Genomic DNA, 18,251 nt, shown 5'->3' with positions numbered 1-18,251 from the left:
TGTTAGATATATGAAAGGTTAATCGATATGAGAAGAAGGGATGCTTAGATAAACTTAGGTTATTAAAAGATAAAAAGGAGCAAAACGATATGGAAATATTAAAGGTCTGTGAACTGAGTAAAATCTATACAGGAAAGGTATCTTATGAAGCGCTCGCCGACATTAATTTGAGTGTGAAAAAAGGGGAGTTTGTAGGAATAATGGGACCATCAGGAAGTGGAAAAACTACTTTGTTGAACATGGTTTCTACTATTGATTCTCCCACATCAGGAGAAATATTGATTAATGGAGAAAATCCATATCAATTATCTCAAAATGAACTGGCATTATTTCGAAGACGTGAATTAGGTTTTGTGTTTCAAGCATTCAATCTTCTTACAACATTAACTGTAAAAGAAAATATTGTTCTTCCTCTGACGTTAGATGGTACTAAAGTTGAGGATATGAATCAGCGTGTAGAAGGTATTGCAGAAAAATTAGGCATTCAAGATATATTAAATAAACGAACATATGAAATATCGGGCGGACAAGCACAAAGAACAGCAATTGCACGTGCTCTAATTCATAAACCTAAATTATTACTTGCAGATGAGCCGACAGGAAACTTAGATTCAAAAGCGGCTAATGATGTAATGGAGTTATTAAAACGATTAAATAAAGAACAAGATGCAACAATGATGCTTGTTACGCACGATCCAGTGGCTGCAAGTTTTTGTGATCGCGTTGTATTTATTAAAGATGGAAAATTATATAACGAAATTTATAACGGAGAAAACCAACAAATGTTTTATCAAAAAATTATAGATGTACTTGCATTACTAGGAGGTCGTAAGCATGACTTTTCAAAGATTCGCTTTTAATAATATCATTCGAAGTAAGCGGACTTATGCTGCACACTTTCTAAGTAGCTCATTTTCAGTTATGGTTTTTTTCACATATTCACTCTTACTTTTTCATCCTGATTTACAAGGAGAGCTAGCCTCCACAAGTAAAACAATGAGCCTTTTAGGAACAATGGGGATGCAAATCTCTCAATATCTCATTTTTGTATTTTCATTCTTCTTTCTTTTATATTCGGTGAGTTCTTTTTTAAAAACAAGAAAAAAAGAATTTGGAATTTTAATCATGCATGGTATGACACCGGCGCAGTTAAATAAATTAATTTTTTTAGAAAATATGTTAATTGGAGTCGCTTCAATTACATTTGGTATCTTAATTGGTTTAATATTTTCAAAGCTCAATTTATTGGCAAGTGAAAATATATTAGCGATTGATAAGGGTCTTCCTTTTTACGTTCCTATAAAAGCTGTCTTTACGACAACTGGCGCATTTTTGATTCTGTTTCTAGTCATTTCGTTGTTTACTTCTAAAATGGTAAAAGCAAACAAGTTAATTGATTTGATGAAATCAGAGGAAAAGCCAAAACCAGAGCCAAAGGCATCAAAAGCATTAGCATTTCTTTCCGTATTCTTCATTGGATTAGGGTATGGATGTGTGTTCTATTTCGTACTAGAAAGAAACTTCATTATGCCTTACTTACTTGGAGGGGTAGTCTTTGTAGTGATAGGGACATATTTTCTATTTTCACAGTTGAGCGTGTATGTAATACGTGTCTTAAAGAAAAAAGACACTTTGTTTTTTAATAAAACAAACCTTCTTACTATATCTGAATTAGCCTATCGTATGAAGGATAATGCAACTATGTTCTTTATGCTAGCGATTGTTTCCGCTGTGGCCTTCACAGGGATTGGTACATGCCTAGCAATGGGAAATAAGGGATTAACCGAAATGACCAATCCATTTGCATTTACCTATACTTCGTTAGGAGAAAATGCACAAGAAGAAGAGCACATTACAGAAATGAAAAAACAACTTACTCGCTCAAATTTCTCTTATCAGGTAGCGGTTACGAATCCTAAATTCACGGAAAATAATTTAGTGCTAATCAAAGTATCAGAGTATAACAAGTTTGCAAAAATTTTCGGATATGAAATGGAAAAGATGGATAACGATCAAGAAGCGATTATAGTACCCTCAATCATTTCGCAAAAAGAAAAGTATGCAAGAGGAAAAGATATACCCGAGAAAATAGATGTAGTACAGGAAAACTTAGAAATGTCCCTCCGGGTCAAGAAGGCGGTCCCACATATAGTTCTCCCAAATTCAATTGGAGCCATTATTGTTGTTTCGGATTCTCTGTACGATAAAATCCCTAACAGAAAGACGGAAGATGATTCTTACGTAATGAAAAGTCAATATGGTTTTGTCGTGGAAAATTGGGAGAAATCAAGAGTGGTTACAAAAAAATTAGAAGAAACAATGGGTAATCATAATTCGGGGCAAGCACATCATTATTTTAAAGCGTTGTATTCTGAATGGATTTCTTCGAAACAAGAGAACGGTATTTTACTTATTGTCAGTGTATTAGTAGGGATCGTATTCTTTACGTTTGCAGCCAGCCTATTATATTTCAGGCTATATGCAGATTTAGAAAGAGAACAACAACAATACGAAATGATTGCGAAGGTCGGTCTAAGTAGAAAAGAACTAAAGAAAATCGTAACACGACAGCTTATATTAATGTTCTTCTTGCCTATCATTATAGCGATTATTCATAGCGGGGTCGCTTTTATAGCCTTGCAACAGCTAATTGACTACTCAGTTTTAAAGATTTCGATTTTAATTATACTAGCCTTTATATCCATTCAAAGTGTGTACTTTTTCACTGTCCGTTGGCGTTATTTACAACGGTTATATAAAAAAATTATGTAGCGTATTGATAAAACAAGCAAAGAGGAGAAAAAGCAATGAAAAAAGTAATGAAAGTGTGCGTGGCAGGGATTGTATCTATTTCTATGTTAGGAGCTTGTTCTTTTGGGAAGAAAGAAGAACCAAGGAATGCCGCTTTATTAATTGGAGGAGAACAATCATTAAAAGGAATAGTAAATCAACATAAAAGTGAAATTAAGACCAACACTTTGTATAAAGTGAAGCAAGCAGAAATTGATGGTAAACAAGTATTAATGATGGATCAAAAAACAGCGAAAAAAATGGTTGGGTTAGGTGTATTAAGAGAGTCAGATAATGATGATGAAGTATGGAGTTCAGACCCAATTAAGTCAGTACCTTCAGTTCCAAAAGGTAAAGCTGTCTTACTAGCTAGTAAGAAAAATAAAAAAATCAAGGAATTAACAATTAATGAAAAGAAAATAGATGTCCAGTATGCTAGTGATACTTGGTTTGGTCACTATCGTAATCCAAATTACGAGGAATTGATTGTAATTGTTGATAATGCAATTTTCAATCAAATCCCTGTAAATGAAACATCAATGGAAATCCTTCATTTCAATAAATCGTATGGTGAAGATAGACCATATAACACAGATGATGTTACGGCTGTACAAGCAGAAACTGAATGGAAAAAACTCACTAAAACTATGGGGAGTCAAGTGGATGTATTAGATGCGGTTTCTATTATAAAAAAATAATGAAAATATATTTAATACAGAAAAACCAGGATGATTTTAAGAATTTATCCTGGTCTTTTTTATTACATTTTTTTAGAAATATCATCTGTCGAAAAAAAAGATAAACAATGGAACAAATGAAACTTGTATCATGTCTATATATTGAAACCATATTAAAAGTGAGGGCAGCTTTATGTTTATTCAAATAAGTTTGAGGTGTGGAAATGGAACAGAAGTTTATTGAAAAATGTAATCATGATGAGCTTGACTATGTTATAAAAGACTATTGGCAAGATGTATGGAATTATTCATTTATTATTACGAAAGATCCACACTTATCAGATGACATCACACAAGATGTATTTATTAAGGTTTTTAAACATTGGAATTCGTTTCGAAAGGAGTCATCTATTAAAACGTGGATATTAAAAATTACAAGAAATACGGCAATAAACTATTTGAAATCCTCTTATTTTAAAAGGATATCTTTAGTGGGATTTTTTAGTGACGATAAGCAATCTCCATCGGCAGAACAAGAATTTTTTAATCAAGAGGAAATGAATGATGTGTGGGATGTTGTATTAAAACTACCTAAAAAACACCGCGAAATACTAATATTGGACGCGAAATATGAATTATCTTATGAAGAAATGGCTGAAACATTAGGTGTATCCATTGGAACAGTCAAATCTAGGTTAAGCAGAGCAAGAAGTAAAGTTTCAAAATTAATAGGGGAGGGTAGAAGTGATGAACAGTAAAAAAAATCCTGACTGGTATAGCAAATTAAAAAATGGACCAATGGAGCGTCGTAAAGATGAAGAAGCATTTATTTATAAAATAAAGCAATCGATATACCAAAATAGTGAAGTAGACTCTGTACCATACAAGAGACCATTTCGTAAAAAAGCATTGCCTATTGTAGTTGTTTTGGTTTGTACAATGTTATTTTTTATTGTTCAACAACCTTGGCTTGATGATAATAAATCACCGGTACAAAGTAGTACTCAAATTAAGCCTAAAACAAAAGATGAGTCTGCTCAAGATCCATCATTAAAACAATTTATGAATGAGTTATATCGAAGTACAAATTCAAAAAATGAAAATGACCTGTATAGAGCGTTAAATGATGAAGTTCTATTTAAAGGGAAAAGTTATCAGAAGGATGAATTGAAGTTTGATGAGGATATTTTTCATGAGTTGCAAGTCGCTCTTACAATGGGGGGAGAATTTGCAAATGATACAAAGAAAGTATACAAAGTACCAAGTGGATTGACAGAAAGTAACCAACCAAAGCAATCGCATTTTATATATGCAACTGTTACTGGAAATAAAACGAAAATTTTAGCTGAACCAAAACGAGAATCACAAGTTTTATATGAAGTATCTAATGAAATGGTAAAAGCTTTGATTCCAGAAAAAGCGCAGAATGATGGATATATAAAAATATCGACAATTAACGGTTATACTGGATATGTACAAAAAGAGTATGTTTTAACTGATATTAAATATTCTTTCATATTTGAAAAGAATGATGAAGGTATATGGGAAATAACGAATATAGATTCTATATGGTAAAAGAGGAAGGTTCACTTTAATGAACCTTCCTCTTTATCTTTATCCTCTTTTTGAAGTGAATTCCAGCACTCTAAAATTTCTGATGTAACGAGAGCAGCAATATTTTTTTCTGAATTACTACCAGGAATAACGACAGAAATAGCAATTTTTGGATCTTCGGTAGGAGCATATGCAATGAAAAGAGAATGATTTATCATTCTTTCTTGCTCGTTCGGAGAGCCAGTTATCCCTGTTTTACCCGCGACATGAAAGGGCAAGTTTTTAATCTCCTCTATATTTTGACTCATCCCACCTTGCACGACACTCCAAAATTTCATAGGATAACGATTTGAACTTTCTAAGAGTGGTTTAAACTTTTTTGTTTCCTTATCGTCTTGACCAATAATAGCACTTACGATTTGAGGTTTATATTTATCACCTTTACTTGCCAAAGTTGCTGCATATTGAGCGAGTTGAAGAGGGGTATGCACTTCATTTCCTCCCCAAGAAGCATTTAATAAAGCGGAGATTCCATTTTCAAACTTATTAGATGGGTGAAATTCATATTCTCCGTCTTCTTCAAAGGGTAAATCAATACCAGTTTTAGAGCGGAGGCCAAAATGCTTTAAATAATCTGTCCATATATTTGCTACTTTTTCTATATTCCCATTATTTCGGTTGAATAAGGGGAGAGCTACTTTTGCCGTCATAAATGTATTTGATGAATTAATGATAGCTTGACTCGGTGTAATTTCACCTGTTGGTGTTCCAGGAGCATTGGTGATGTTATTTTGATTATCATACTGAAAACTACCATTATCCAAATATGTATCCTCAGGTTGAAAAAGCTTTTCGTTTAATCCGATTAAAATAGTAAGTGGCTTTATAGTAGAGGCCATATTTACATAAGATTCACCATACTTTAATTTTTGAATTGCTTTATTTTGCGAAAGGGATTTAATGTTTTCTTTTTTAGATGATACATGTGTATTTAATATATTTGGATCAAAAACTGCCGAATTGGCCATAGTTAATATTGCGCCAGTTTTTACATCGGTTACTACTGCATAACCAGCATTAGCATCAGGTACTTTCTTAATTTGAGATCTTAGTGCTTCCTCTGTTTTTTGCTGCAATTTAGAGTCTAAAGCTAGCCGGACATCTTTTCCTTTTTGTATTTTTTGAATGTTCCATAAGAACTTTTTATTATTCATTTTAAAAATCAGAGTTTTTCCGGGTTTTCCTTTTAAATCATTTTCATATTGAAGCTCAATCCCACTTTTACCAACAGGTCCATACTTAGAATTAAGGTCATTTTCTACATAACCAATTACTTGTGAAGCAATTTCGTTCTTTGGATAATATCGAATGAATTCGTCTTTGATCACTACATTTTTAGGTTTATTCTTGTTTATGAATGAAATTTCATTTTCATTTATATCAGAGTATAAGGATATTTCATTCATAGTCTGCTTATTACAGGATTGTTGTAATTGAGATTTTATGTCCTCTGTAGAAATGTCATCTTGAAACTCGTTTGAAAATTGATTGAAAAAAGCTAATGTGTTTGATGTATCTTTATTCGATAGTTTTTCATCATTAGAAGTGCAATATAGAGACTTAACTTTCTTATTTGTAGCTAGTATTACACCATTTTGATCAAGAATTTTTCCTCTTTCAGCTGAAGAAGTTGCGATAGTAATTGAAATGAAGTTGATTTTTAATAAAATTAGTAAAATCACACTTACAATAGAAAGAACCGCAAAAAATCTCCATCTTTTCGTATGTAACATATAACCCTCCCTTATGTAGCCTATTCCATCTTATAGTTAATTATTTTTTTTGTAAATGTGGAACAACTTTATTACTTAGGTTGTCTATTAAGTATTACAGCATGAAGAAAGGAACAATCAGTATGAAAAAAAGTACATGTTAATAGTAAGTCTATGTGTAAGTTTAATATGAGTCATTATACAGTTTAGCATTTCTAATGCAGGCGACAAAAAAATAGAGAAAAAAACAGGAAGGGAGATTTATCAATTACGCGGCTAAACCAAAAGGAATGGATGCTTACAAGGATTTAACAAAAAAGATAAGACACTATTATAACTGAATAGTGGTTTCTAATATATAGGGAACGCTTTTAGTATATTTATTTACTAAGTATTAGTGAGGATTTCCTGAAGAATTATATGGAGGATTTATGAAAGAACAAAAAGTAAAGAAACAGAAGACATATATATCTATTCGATTGAATATAATGTTCCTTTGCATATTTGTACTATTCTCAGCTATTATTATGCAGCTAGGAAAAGTACAAATCGTTGAGGGAGAGGCTTATAAGAACCAAGTGGAAAACAGTCAAAATGAAACAACTAGTATACCAGTTCCACGTGGACAGATACTAGATCGAGAAGGGAAAACGGTCGTTAATAATAAATCTCTTCGCACAATTACGTATACAAGGGTGAAGGGGATTACGAGTGAAGATATTTTAAAAACAGCAAAAGACTTGGCGAAGGTACTTGAAATGCCTGAGCAAGATATAAATAAATTAACCGATATCGATAAAAAAGATTTCTGGATGCAATTGAATACGAAACGTGCGGAATCAAAGATTACTAAAAACGACATAGGAAAGTTTAAAGAAAAGGGAATAGAGGGAAAAGAACTAGACAAAAAAATTCAAGACTTAAGACGAAGTCGCGTTACAGAAGTAGAATTGGCAGAATTAACAGCACAAGATTTAAAGGTGTTAGCTATTAAAAGTAAAATGAGTTCAGGTTATCAACTGACACCACAAATTATAAAAAAAGATGTGACAGATCAAGAATATGCGCGGATAAGTGAAAAACTTGCGGAGTTTCCAGGAGTAGATACAACAGTTGATTGGGAACGTAATTATGTAAATGGTAATTTATTTCGTTCCGTGTTAGGTAATATTACAAGTAGTGAAGAAGGATTACCGAAAGAAAACTTAGATTCTTATTTGGTACGTGGATATAACCGTAATGACCGTGTAGGGAAAAGTTATATTGAACAACGATATGAAGATGTATTACACGGCACAAAAGAAGAAGTGAAAAACATTACTGATAAATCAGGAAACATTATAAATACAGAAATAATCTCTAAAGGAAAAAGTGGTAATAGTTTAACATTAACGATTGATATGGAATTACAAAAGAAAGTGGAAGAAAGTATAGAGAAAAATTTGAGAGCTTTTAAGAGTTCAGAGCCACTGTTGGACCGAGCGTTTGTCGTCATGACAAATCCAAATAACGGACAGATTTTATCTATGGCAGGCAAAAAGATTGTAGAAAAAGAAGGGAAAATAGAGATTGAGGATTTGGCATTAGGTAACATGACAACTTCGTATGAGCTAGGGTCAGCTGTAAAAGGCGCAACGTTATTAACTGGATATGAGACAGGGGCAATACAGCCAGGAAATCAATTTTATGATGCACCGATGAAATTTAAAGGTACACAAGCCAAGAAATCATGGAATGTATCCGGATTTGGTAATATTAATGATTTACGAGCTTTACAAGTATCTTCGAATGTATACATGTTCCAGACAGCTTTAAAAATTGCGGGAGTTAATTACGTACCGAATGGTTCATTGGATATTAAACAAGAAGCATTTGATAAAATGCGTTATTATTTTAAACAATTTGGTTTAGGGGTACCAACAGGTATTGATTTACCGAATGAAATAATTGGGCAAACGAGAAAAGTAGATAGTCAACCTGGGTTTTTACTAGATTTTTCTATCGGTCAGTATGATACGTATACGCCATTGCAATTGGCACAATATATTTCAACTATTGCAAATGGTGGATATAGAATGCAACCCCAAATTGTACAAGAAATACGAGAGCAATCAATAAAAGAAGAAGAGGTCGGTAAAGTTATACGCTCTATAGAGCCTGTCGTATTAAATCGAGTTGATATGAAGAAAGAACATATTGATCGGATAAAAGAAGGCTTTAGATGGGTATTCCAAGAAGGTGATGGAACTGGCGTGAAGTATTTCAAAAATGCGCCATATAAACCAGCAGGAAAGACAGGGACAGCTCAAACTGTATATGGTGGAGATGATCCAATTGGTAGAAATGCAAAAGGAGAACGTATGGAATGTTACAACTTAACATTAGTTGGATATGCTCCATATGATAATCCAGAAGTAGCATTTTCTGTAGTAGTCCCATGGCTTCATGATGATAAAAATGGAATTAATTCTATAATTGGAAAGGAAATTTTAGATGTATACTTTGATTTAAAAAAGCAACGTATACATGGTGAAGCTGCTAGTATAGATAGTTCGAATCAAAATTAGTAAAATTTGTGCACTTTTCTCAGGGGAAGAGACCCTGTTTATATAAAAGCCTTTATAAGTTAAAGAAAAAGGAAGATTTGAAATAAGAGATAGCGGCTATCATAGTTGCTATCTCTTACTTTTGTTAATATCTTGGCTACTAGTTAAAAAAGGTTTTAAATTTATGGAACAAACTTGTTTCTTAGATGGTCTATTATGTGTACGTATAAAAACAGGTTTTCAAATAGGATACAGTGTATTGAATTTACTACTTGTTTTCAGTATTGAAAATTTGAAAGGAATGATGATTTTGAAAAACAAGAGGATGTTAAAAATAGGTTTATGTGTTGGTATATTAGGTTTAAGTCTTACAAGCCTAGAAGCTTTTACAGGAGGGGCATTGCAAGTTGAAGCGAAAGAAAAGACCGGACCAGTTAAACATAAAAATCATGCGACGTATAAAGAATTCTCTCAACTTGAGAAAAAATTTGATGCTCGATTAGGTGTGTATGCTATTGATACTGGTACAAATCGAACAATTGCTTATCGACCTAACGAAAGATTTGCCTTTGCATCAACCTACAAGGCATTAGCGGCAGGAGTATTGCTACAGCAAAACTCAACTGAGAAATTAAATGAAGTTATCACTTATACGAAAGACGACTTGGTGGAATATTCACCCATTACAGAGAAACATGTAGATACAGGCATGAAACTTGGGGAAATTGCAGAGGCGGCTGTTCGTTCCAGTGATAATACCGCCGGGAACATTTTATTTAATAAAATAGGCGGACCTAAAGGATATGAAAAAGCACTTAGACAGATGGGTGATCGGGTTACTATGGCTGATCGCTTTGAGCCAGAGTTAAACGAAGCTACTCCAGGAGACATTCGTGACACTAGTACAGCGAAAGCCATTGCTACGAATCTTAAAGCTTTTACGGTCGGAAATGCACTTCCAGCTGATAAACGTAAAGTTCTTACAGAGTGGATGAAAGGAAATGCTACAGGAGACAAACTTATTCGTGCAGGCGTACCAACTGACTGGGTAGTTGGAGATAAATCAGGAGCTGGAAGTTATGGGACACGCAATGATATTGCTATCGTTTGGCCGCCAAATAGAGCACCCATTATCATCGCAATTTTATCTAGTAAAGATGAAAAAGAGGCTGCCTATGATAATCAACTAATTGCAGAGGCAACTGAAGTGATAGTTAAGGCTCTTAAATGATAATTTCTCAATTCTTTATGTAATGTAATTGAAAATAGGAACCTAGAAAGCGATTCTTTTACTGTGAAAAGAATCGCTTTTTTGTATTCCTATAATAATAGTAAGTATACAAGCAAAAATTATTATTTCATGGATAATTTATCCTCTAAAGTGCATGAGGGGAGTTTTCTCCTGTGGTGTTCGTAGTAACATGATTATTATATATACGATAATAATATTTTGGCGTATATATGCTAGTTACTCCTATATGAATATGTAATTTTACATATCCATATAAAAGACACATATGCGTCAATCACTATTAAATTATATTAAAATTATTTCCGGATGAGGGATTCATATAGGATTTGGGGAATAAAAAGATTTTTATGTTTAATTATCATAGTATAATTATTTCACTTTATGAAATGAAATTTGGATTTAACTTTTTTAAATATAATATTTTATAATTTGAATAATTAATATCTGAAAAATCAAATTTAATCAAAGCGATTTTCTGGTTTACTTATGAAAAACATAGTGTTTAAAATGAGGGGGAAGTAAGGTCCTTATATTCTATCAAAAATAAATAAAAAACGAGATGTAATTACTTTTTTGGAAAAATCTTTATCCTCAAGTATATGTGAAGAAATCCTAACGTTAGGTTGTACAACATTTACGATTAAAACTGTAAAAGACAATAGTGAAGAGGTGTACGGAATGAAGAATAAAATTATGACAGGATTTTTAATAACATCAATCGTTACTGGAGCGACTATTCCTATCAATACTCTCGCAACGCCAATCGTTCAGGCAGAAATGAAACAAGAAAATATAGATATTTCCTCAGCATTACGAAAAATAGGTGCACACTCCAAATTAACACAAACCTTTATAGATGGAGCCTTAGCAAGTCCGAATGTGCAACTTGAAGAAGTTCCATCTTTAAATACAACTCAATTTCTAATTAAACAAGATATGAAAGAGTGGTCATCAGAACTATATCCAAAATTAATTCTACTAAATTCAAAAAGTAAAGGATTTGCAACCAAATTTAATAGCTATTATCCAACATTAAAAGGATTTGTAGATAATAAGGAAGATAAAGAAGGGTTTATAGATAGACTGGAAGTTCTCCAAGATATGACTATAACAAACCAAGAAAACGTGCAACGTCAGATTAATGAGTTAACAGATCTTAAACTACAGGTTGATAAGAAGTTGAAAAATCTTGATACTGATGTAGCAAAGGCACAGAATGTACTTAGTTCAGAGGGAACAGGAAAAATAGACAAGTTAAAAAATGAAATGCTAAATACAAAAAAATTAATTCAAAATGATTTAGAGCAAATAGCATTATTACCAGGAGCTTTAAATGAACAAGGGCTAAAGGTATTCCAAGAAATTTATAGCCTATCAAAAGATATCATTGAACCGGCTGCTCAAACAGCGGTAGTAGCGTATAACAAAGGAAAAGAAATAAACAATGCTATTGTAGAAGCAGAGAAGAAAGCAGAGCAAGAAGCAACAGAAAAGGGAAAATCAGCTATAGAAATTGAAGTTGCCAAAAAAGAAGCACGTGAAACGATAGAGAAAAGTAAAAAAGGTGAAATTGCTGCAGCTGCAGTTACGAAAACGAAACAGTATGATCTTATGAAAGTAATTGATCCTGAAAAAATTAAAAAAACATATAGTACCTTTGCCGAAATTAATAAACTAACAGCAGAGCAACGAGCGCATTTAGATGATCTAGAGAAACAAAATCAAAAATTATATGACTTAACAACTAAATTAACAGTAGCAGATTTACAAAAATCAATGATTCTTTTCATGCAAAATGATTTGCATACATTTGCTAATCAAGTAGATGGAGAAATTGAGCTAATGAAACGTTATAAAGAGGATTTGAATCTAATAAATAATAGTATTACAAAATTATCGACTGAAGTTGATACTAATAACACTCAGTCTCAAAAAGATACATTAAGACGACTAAAAAATGTAACAAATCAACTCGAAGAGCAAGTTAATAAATTTTAATATTAAGAAATTAGGTTTAACAAAAAAATTATAATACAACTGAAAATAAGGAGGAGAATCAAATAATGAAATTTCCATTTAAGGTCATAACTTTGGCCACTTTAGCAACGGTTATCACTGCTACGAATGGTAGTACTATTCATGTACTTGCACAAGAACAGACAGCACAAGAACAGACAGCACAAGAACAGCAAATAGAAAATTATGCGTTAGGACCTGAAGGGTTAAAGAAAGTGTTGGCTGAAACAGGCTCTCATATTCTTGTAATGGATTTGTACGCAAAAACAATGATTAAGCAACCGAATGTAAATTTATCCAACATTGATTTAGGTTCAGGAGGTGGAGAATTAATCAAAAACATTCACCTGAATCAGGAACTGTCACGAATCAATGCAAATTACTGGCTAGATACAGCGAAGCCAAACATTCAAAAGACAGCACGTAATATTGTAAATTATGATGAACAATTTCAAAATTATTACGACACACTAGTAGATACTGTAAAAAAGAATGATAAGGCGGGCCTCAAAGAAGGAATAGGGGATTTAATCGGTACAATTCATACAAATTCAAATGAAGTTACGGAAGTTATTAAGATGTTAGAAGCTTTCAAAACAAAGTTGTATACAAATACTGTAGATTTTAAAAATAATGTTGGAGGTCCAGATGGACAAGGGGGATTAACGGCTATATTAGCGGGAAAACAAGCACTAGTCCCACAACTTCAGGCCGAAATTGAGAATTTACGTTCTACGCAGAAAGCACATTTTGATAATGTATTAGCCTGGTCAATTGGTGGTGGATTAGGAGCAGCTATTTTAGTTATTGGAACGATTGCAGGAGCGGTAGTAATTGTTGTGACCGGTGGCACAGCGACACCAGCTGTCGTTGGTGGTCTAACAGCTCTAGGGGCAGCTGGTATCGGTTTAGGAACAGCAGCTGGTGTTGCGGCATCTAATCATATGAGCTCCTATAACGAAATTTCTAATAAAATCGGAGAATTAAGTATGAAAGCCGATCTTGCTAACCAAGCAGTTATTTCACTTACTAATACAAAAGACACGTTGACATATTTGTATCAAACAGTGGATCAAGCAATCATGTCTTTAACGAATATTCAGCAACAATGGAATACGATGGGAGCGAATTATAAAGATCTATATGATAATATCGACCAAATGCAAGAACATAAACTTTCTTTAATACCGGATGATTTAAAGGCTGCAAAACAAAGTTGGAATGATATTCATAAGGATGCAGAATTCATTTCAAAAGACATTGCTTTTAAACAAGAAAAAACAAATTAAAAATCAATATATATGTATAGGAGGAATTAAAATGAATAAAAACTTTCCTTATAAACTACTTGCTGTATCGACGTTTTTAACTCTGACAACAACTACTGTAGTTTCTCCAGTGGCAGCCTTCGCAAGTGAAAGTAAAATGGAACAGACTAGTACCGAAGATATATCTCTTTCTGTAAACAGCGAAAAGATGAAAAAAGCCTTGCAAGATGCTGGAGTATTTGCAAAATCTATGAATGATTACTCTTATTTGTTAATTAAAAATCCAGATGTTAACTTTGAAGGAATTGACATTAAAGGATATACAAATCTACCTAGTCAAATTCTACAAGATCAAAAGAATGCAAGAGAGCATGCTACGAAATGGGATTCACACATAAAAAAACAACTTTTAGATACACTGACGGGGATTGTAGAGTATGATACTAAATTCGACAATTATTATGACACATTAGTAGAAGCAATTAATGAAGGGGATGCAGACACATTAAAAGAAGGCATTACAGATTTACAAGGTGAGATTAAACAAAATCAAGCATATACACAGAATTTAATACAAGAACTAGCTAAGTTAAGAGATAGTATTGGAGAAGATGTCCGGGCATTTGGAGGTCATAAAGATATTTTGCATTCGATTCTGAAAAACCAAGCATCTGGAATTGATGAAGATGAAAAGCGCCTAAATGAAGTTTTAGAGCAAGTAAGACATTTTAAACAAGTAGAATCAGATGGAATAATAACTGTATCAATTCCCTCAATTCCTACGTGGATTGCTGGTGGTGTAATGATAGGGGTAGCAAGAAATAATTTAGGTACGTTAGAGCCGTTGTTAGCACAATTACGTCAGACTATAGATTATAAAGTAACATTAAATCGTGTAGTTGGTGTTGCGTATAATAATATTAATGAAATGCACAATGCGATTGGATCGGCTATTAATGCACTTACCTATATGTCTGCACAATGGCATGATTTAGATTCTCAATATTCGGGAGTGCTTAGTCATATTGATAAAGCATCCCAAAAAGCGGATCAAAATAAATTCAAATTCCTAAAACCTAATTTGAATGCAGCGAAAGATAGTTGGAAAACATTGAGAGCGGATGCGTTTACATTAAAAGAAGGGATAAAAACATTAAAAATGGATCCTGTTTCTTCAAAAAAATAGCGGAATACAGTATTTGTTGCAAGGGCATTTATACAGTTATAAAATGATTTTTTGTTCTTTATAAATTGAAAAGACGGAGGTATCATCAGGCCTCTGTCTTTTCAATTTATTGAAATATTTTTATAATTCCATCCTATATGTAGAAAATAGTTATACAAGTTTGAAATTTTAAAGTGAATGATTTTTATGAATTTTTCCGTAAAACCTAATCTATGATTAGTGAGCTTTATATTCTTATTTTCCTAATTGAATACTTTTATACAATTAGATGGAAGTTAAGAATACTAAATCAAAACATAATAGGTTGTTATTGATGAGTTTATCGTAAAGTTGTTATTTTATGTGTCATCAAATAACATTTATAAACAATTAGAAATAAAGAAAAGGAGACTATTATGAGGAAAAATAGAGTATTAGATACAACATAAATAGCGTAAAAAATTTTTGGTGTAAAAACGTAATAAATAAAATAATAATCCTTAAATGTACTAAGGGAAAATGAGGGAGATAATATGGGGAATAACTCAAAATATAAAACTAGAAAAATACTTGCAGCTACTGCTACAATAACTATGCTTACGACTGGAATGGTTTCTTCATCAGATGTCTTTGCAGAGGAAACAAAGCAGCAAAAAAAAATATCGACATCACTGCAAGAAGAAAAGTCAGTTAAATCAGAAAACAGAATATATACAGTCCCAGGAAAAGGGGATGTTGAGGTACTGAAACAACAGGAAAGAAAAAGTATGGCATTTAGTCCATATGAACCCACTGGTTTATATGCAAAGCCAAATGAACAAATAACGATTAATGTAGAAGGAAATCAAAATATTCAAGCATACATTGGAACGTATTCGTATGATGCTTCTTGGAGAGAAGATTCTAAAATAAAATCATTTACATTAAAACCTGGTATAAACACAATCCAATCTCCAAATGGGGGGATGATTTATTTTTATAATAAACAACAAGGTGGTACCATTCGAACAACAGTCACAACAGGTGGAACGACTACTCCTTTTTTTGAACTAGGAAAGCATACGAAACAAGATTTAATAAACATGCTGGACCAATATCCCAATGCACATGCAGTGGAGTTAAAAGGAGAACGTGTATTAATTACGGCCAGCCCTGCACGTGTTAAGAAATATTTGTTAGGTTCTAATACAGATCCTGTACAACTCTTAAAAAAGATGGATAAAGCTACTCGAATTCAAGACAAAGTAGCTGGTTTATCCGAGGAACAAGTAGATAAACATTATATTCATTACGTAGAAGAAAATCATTCTCCCGATTATTATATGTATGCAACTTCTTATCGAACCGCATATGTAGGAGATGCAATCCAATACGTGTTAGATATTAATAAATTTATAAAAGATGGCTGGGGTCCTTGGCATGAGGCAGGGCATTTGAGACAGCAATCACCTTGGAAGTTTTATAATATGACAGAAGTACAAAATAATATTTACAGCCTTTCTGTAGAAAAAGCATTTACATCTAATCAATCTTTTAGATTGCAACAGGAGGGCGCTTATACTAAGGCATTTCAATACTTAGAACAACCTAATAAAAATTATGACGAAGTTAGTGATGTTTTTGTTAAGCTTGTTATGCTTTGGCAACTACAGTTAGCATATGGAGAGGACTTCTATCCTAAATTGCATCAATTGTATAGAGACATGTCTTCAAGTGAACTTCCACAAACTGATGAAAATAAAAAACAATTATTTATGATTTCGGCATCAAAAGTAGCCAAACAAAATTTGATACCTTTCTTTGAGAAGTGGGGATTGCGTCCAAATAACGATACCATTCAAAAAGTGGCTACATTAGGATATCCAATTTTAACAGCAGAGATTTGGAAGGGTACGGATTCTAATCCAATTAAACCAGATGTGCCTAATGAAAATAATATTTTAGAAGGAAGCCAATTTGCATGGTCACTAAAAGGGATTAGTGATTTCGAATTTGCTAAAATCAATTTCAATAAGTCGACAGAAGAAATGCAAATTGACTTAAAAGCAGGCATACCACATCATTATTTTAATGAAACGTATGCGAGTATTAAAGTACAAAATGCATCAGGAAAAGTAGTATACAATAAAGACATTTATGGAAACAAGCAACAAAATGCTGAATCGCAAAAAGTTCCAGTTAAAGTAGGAGATTATATTGAGTTAACACATCTAGAAGGTGTGCATAGAGCTACTTTCACAAATGTAGATAACAGTAAACAAGAAAGCTTTGGAAAAAAAGCAATGTACGAAGTTACAAAAGAAGGCCTGAAGAAAGTAGAAAAAATGCCAGAAGCAACAATTTTAGATGGAAATCAATTTGGCTGGTCACTAAAAGGAATTAGTGATTTCGAGTTTGCTAAAATCAATTTCAATAAGTCGGCAGAAGAAATGCAAATTGACTTAAAAGCAGGCGTACCACATCATTATTTTAATGAAACATATGCGAGTATTAAAGTACAAAATGCATCAGGGAAAGTAGTATACAATAAAGACATTTATGGAAACAAACAACAAAATGCTGAATCGCAAAAAGTTTCAGTTAAAGTAGGGGATTATATTGAGTTAACACATCTAGAAGGTGTGCATAGAGCTACTTTCACAAATGTAGATAATAGTAAACAAGAGAGCTTTGGAAAAAAAGCAATGTACGAAGTTACAAAAGAAGGTCTGAAGAAAGTTGAAAAAATGCCAGAAACAACGGTTTTAGACGGAAATCAATTTGGTTGGTCTTTAAAAGGATATAGTGATAGAGAAATTGCAAAAGTAAATTATAATAGGGCTACAGAGAAAATGCAGGTGAATTTAGAAGCAGGCGTACCACATTCTTATTTTAATAATACGTATGCAAGTATCAAAGTACAGAATTCATCCGGTAGTATTGTGTACAATAAGGAAATAATGGGAAATAGACAACAAACTGCTGAAAGCCAAGCCGTGCCCGTAAAAGTGGGAGATTACATTGAGTTTACCCATATAGAAGGGGAAGCGGTAAAGGAAAAGACACGTGCTACACTTATTAACCTTGAGAATAATAAACAAGAATATATAGGTAAAAAAAGAACCTATCAAGTTACTTCTACGGGATTAAACAAAATAGATTAACATGAAGAACATTCGAATTATTAGTAAGATGCTAAATAGTCGTTCATTATGAACGGCTATTTGGCTTT

Annotated in this window: 12 protein-coding genes; 11 read left to right on the top strand and 1 reads right to left on the bottom strand. The window is 32.8% G+C overall.

The features are described from left to right. The first annotated feature begins 89 nt into the window (after nt 1–89). From AC1DS7_RS01105 to AC1DS7_RS01085, 5 genes are all read left to right on the top strand, one after another. A complete protein-coding gene (locus AC1DS7_RS01105) occupies nt 90–860 on the top strand; it encodes an ABC transporter ATP-binding protein (protein WP_002017024.1) in 771 nt (256 codons plus the stop codon). Continuing rightward, complete coding sequence (locus tag AC1DS7_RS01100; RefSeq protein WP_016101988.1) at nt 835–2,772, top strand: FtsX-like permease family protein; 1,938 nt, start codon at nt 835–837, stop codon at nt 2,770–2,772. Before AC1DS7_RS01105 ends, AC1DS7_RS01100 begins: the two co-directional genes overlap by 26 nt. Nucleotides 2,773–2,807: 35 nt before the next feature. After that, nucleotides 2,808–3,488 (top strand): lipoprotein BA_5634 family protein, encoded by a 681-nt coding sequence (locus AC1DS7_RS01095; RefSeq protein WP_476998701.1) that lies wholly within the window; start codon nt 2,808–2,810, stop codon nt 3,486–3,488. A gap of 203 nt (nt 3,489–3,691) precedes the next feature. After that, entirely contained in the window at nt 3,692–4,225 is a 534-nt protein-coding gene (locus tag AC1DS7_RS01090; RefSeq protein WP_002127457.1) for an RNA polymerase sigma factor, read from the top strand. After that, nucleotides 4,215–5,042 carry an SH3 domain-containing protein gene (locus AC1DS7_RS01085; protein WP_016101986.1) on the top strand — a complete coding sequence of 276 codons (828 nt, stop codon included), beginning with the start codon at nt 4,215–4,217 and terminating at the stop codon, nt 5,040–5,042. Before AC1DS7_RS01090 ends, AC1DS7_RS01085 begins: the two co-directional genes overlap by 11 nt. Nucleotides 5,043–5,053: 11 nt before the next feature. On the opposite strand, the gene AC1DS7_RS01080 is transcribed toward AC1DS7_RS01085, so the two are convergent. After that, on the bottom strand, nt 5,054–6,814 hold the full coding sequence (locus AC1DS7_RS01080) for a peptidoglycan D,D-transpeptidase FtsI family protein (RefSeq protein WP_476998700.1): 1,761 nt from the start codon (nt 6,812–6,814) through the stop codon (nt 5,054–5,056). A 410-nt stretch (nt 6,815–7,224) separates the two neighbouring features. On the opposite strand from AC1DS7_RS01080, the gene AC1DS7_RS01075 reads away from it, so the two are divergent. The 6 genes from AC1DS7_RS01075 (at nt 7,225) to AC1DS7_RS01050 (ending at nt 18,183) form a co-directional block, all read left to right on the top strand. Continuing rightward, nucleotides 7,225–9,360, top strand: a complete 2,136-nt coding sequence (locus AC1DS7_RS01075) for a peptidoglycan D,D-transpeptidase FtsI family protein (protein WP_476998699.1) — start codon at nt 7,225–7,227, stop codon at nt 9,358–9,360. Nucleotides 9,361–9,643: 283 nt separating this feature from the next. After that, on the top strand, nt 9,644–10,570 hold the full coding sequence (gene bla / locus AC1DS7_RS01070; protein WP_418904570.1) for a class A beta-lactamase Bla1: 927 nt from the start codon (nt 9,644–9,646) through the stop codon (nt 10,568–10,570). Nucleotides 10,571–11,269: 699 nt separating this feature from the next. Continuing rightward, the gene (hblC, locus tag AC1DS7_RS01065) at nt 11,270–12,589 is read left to right on the top strand and encodes a hemolysin BL lytic component L2 (RefSeq protein WP_476998698.1); all 1,320 of its coding nucleotides are present in this window, start codon (nt 11,270–11,272) and stop codon (nt 12,587–12,589) included. A 62-nt stretch (nt 12,590–12,651) separates the two neighbouring features. Further along, complete coding sequence (gene hblD / locus AC1DS7_RS01060; RefSeq protein WP_476998753.1) at nt 12,652–13,896, top strand: hemolysin BL lytic component L1; 1,245 nt, start codon at nt 12,652–12,654, stop codon at nt 13,894–13,896. Nucleotides 13,897–13,927: 31 nt separating this feature from the next. Beyond that, nucleotides 13,928–15,061, top strand: coding sequence for a hemolysin BL binding component B (gene hblA, locus AC1DS7_RS01055; protein ID WP_016101979.1), 1,134 nt, complete (start codon nt 13,928–13,930; stop codon nt 15,059–15,061). Between the two features lie 512 nt (nt 15,062–15,573). Continuing rightward, complete coding sequence (locus tag AC1DS7_RS01050) at nt 15,574–18,183, top strand: putative mucin/carbohydrate-binding domain-containing protein (protein ID WP_016101978.1); 2,610 nt, start codon at nt 15,574–15,576, stop codon at nt 18,181–18,183. Nucleotides 18,184–18,251: the final 68 nt, after the last annotated feature.

It is taken from the genome of Bacillus sp. P4_E1 (assembly GCF_056401715.1).
This window is presented reverse-complemented; position numbering and strand designations above follow the sequence as displayed.

Bases quoted from the DNA above. Each gene is read 5' to 3' on its own strand.
- AC1DS7_RS01105 (WP_002017024.1), top strand. From the start codon at position 90: ATGGAAATATTAAAGGTCTGTGAACTGAGTAAAATCTATACAGGAAAG.
- AC1DS7_RS01100 (WP_016101988.1), top strand. From the start codon at position 835: ATGACTTTTCAAAGATTCGCTTTTAATAATATCATTCGAAGTAAGCGG.
- AC1DS7_RS01080 (WP_476998700.1), bottom strand. From the start codon at position 6,814: ATGTTACATACGAAAAGATGGAGATTTTTTGCGGTTCTTTCTATTGTA.
- hblC (WP_476998698.1), top strand. From the start codon at position 11,270: ATGAAGAATAAAATTATGACAGGATTTTTAATAACATCAATCGTTACT.
- AC1DS7_RS01085 (WP_016101986.1), top strand. From the start codon at position 4,215: ATGAACAGTAAAAAAAATCCTGACTGGTATAGCAAATTAAAAAATGGA.
- AC1DS7_RS01050 (WP_016101978.1), top strand. From the start codon at position 15,574: ATGGGGAATAACTCAAAATATAAAACTAGAAAAATACTTGCAGCTACT.
- AC1DS7_RS01090 (WP_002127457.1), top strand. From the start codon at position 3,692: ATGGAACAGAAGTTTATTGAAAAATGTAATCATGATGAGCTTGACTAT.
- hblA (WP_016101979.1), top strand. From the start codon at position 13,928: ATGAATAAAAACTTTCCTTATAAACTACTTGCTGTATCGACGTTTTTA.
- AC1DS7_RS01075 (WP_476998699.1), top strand. From the start codon at position 7,225: ATGAAAGAACAAAAAGTAAAGAAACAGAAGACATATATATCTATTCGA.
- AC1DS7_RS01095 (WP_476998701.1), top strand. From the start codon at position 2,808: ATGAAAAAAGTAATGAAAGTGTGCGTGGCAGGGATTGTATCTATTTCT.
- bla (WP_418904570.1), top strand. From the start codon at position 9,644: ATGATTTTGAAAAACAAGAGGATGTTAAAAATAGGTTTATGTGTTGGT.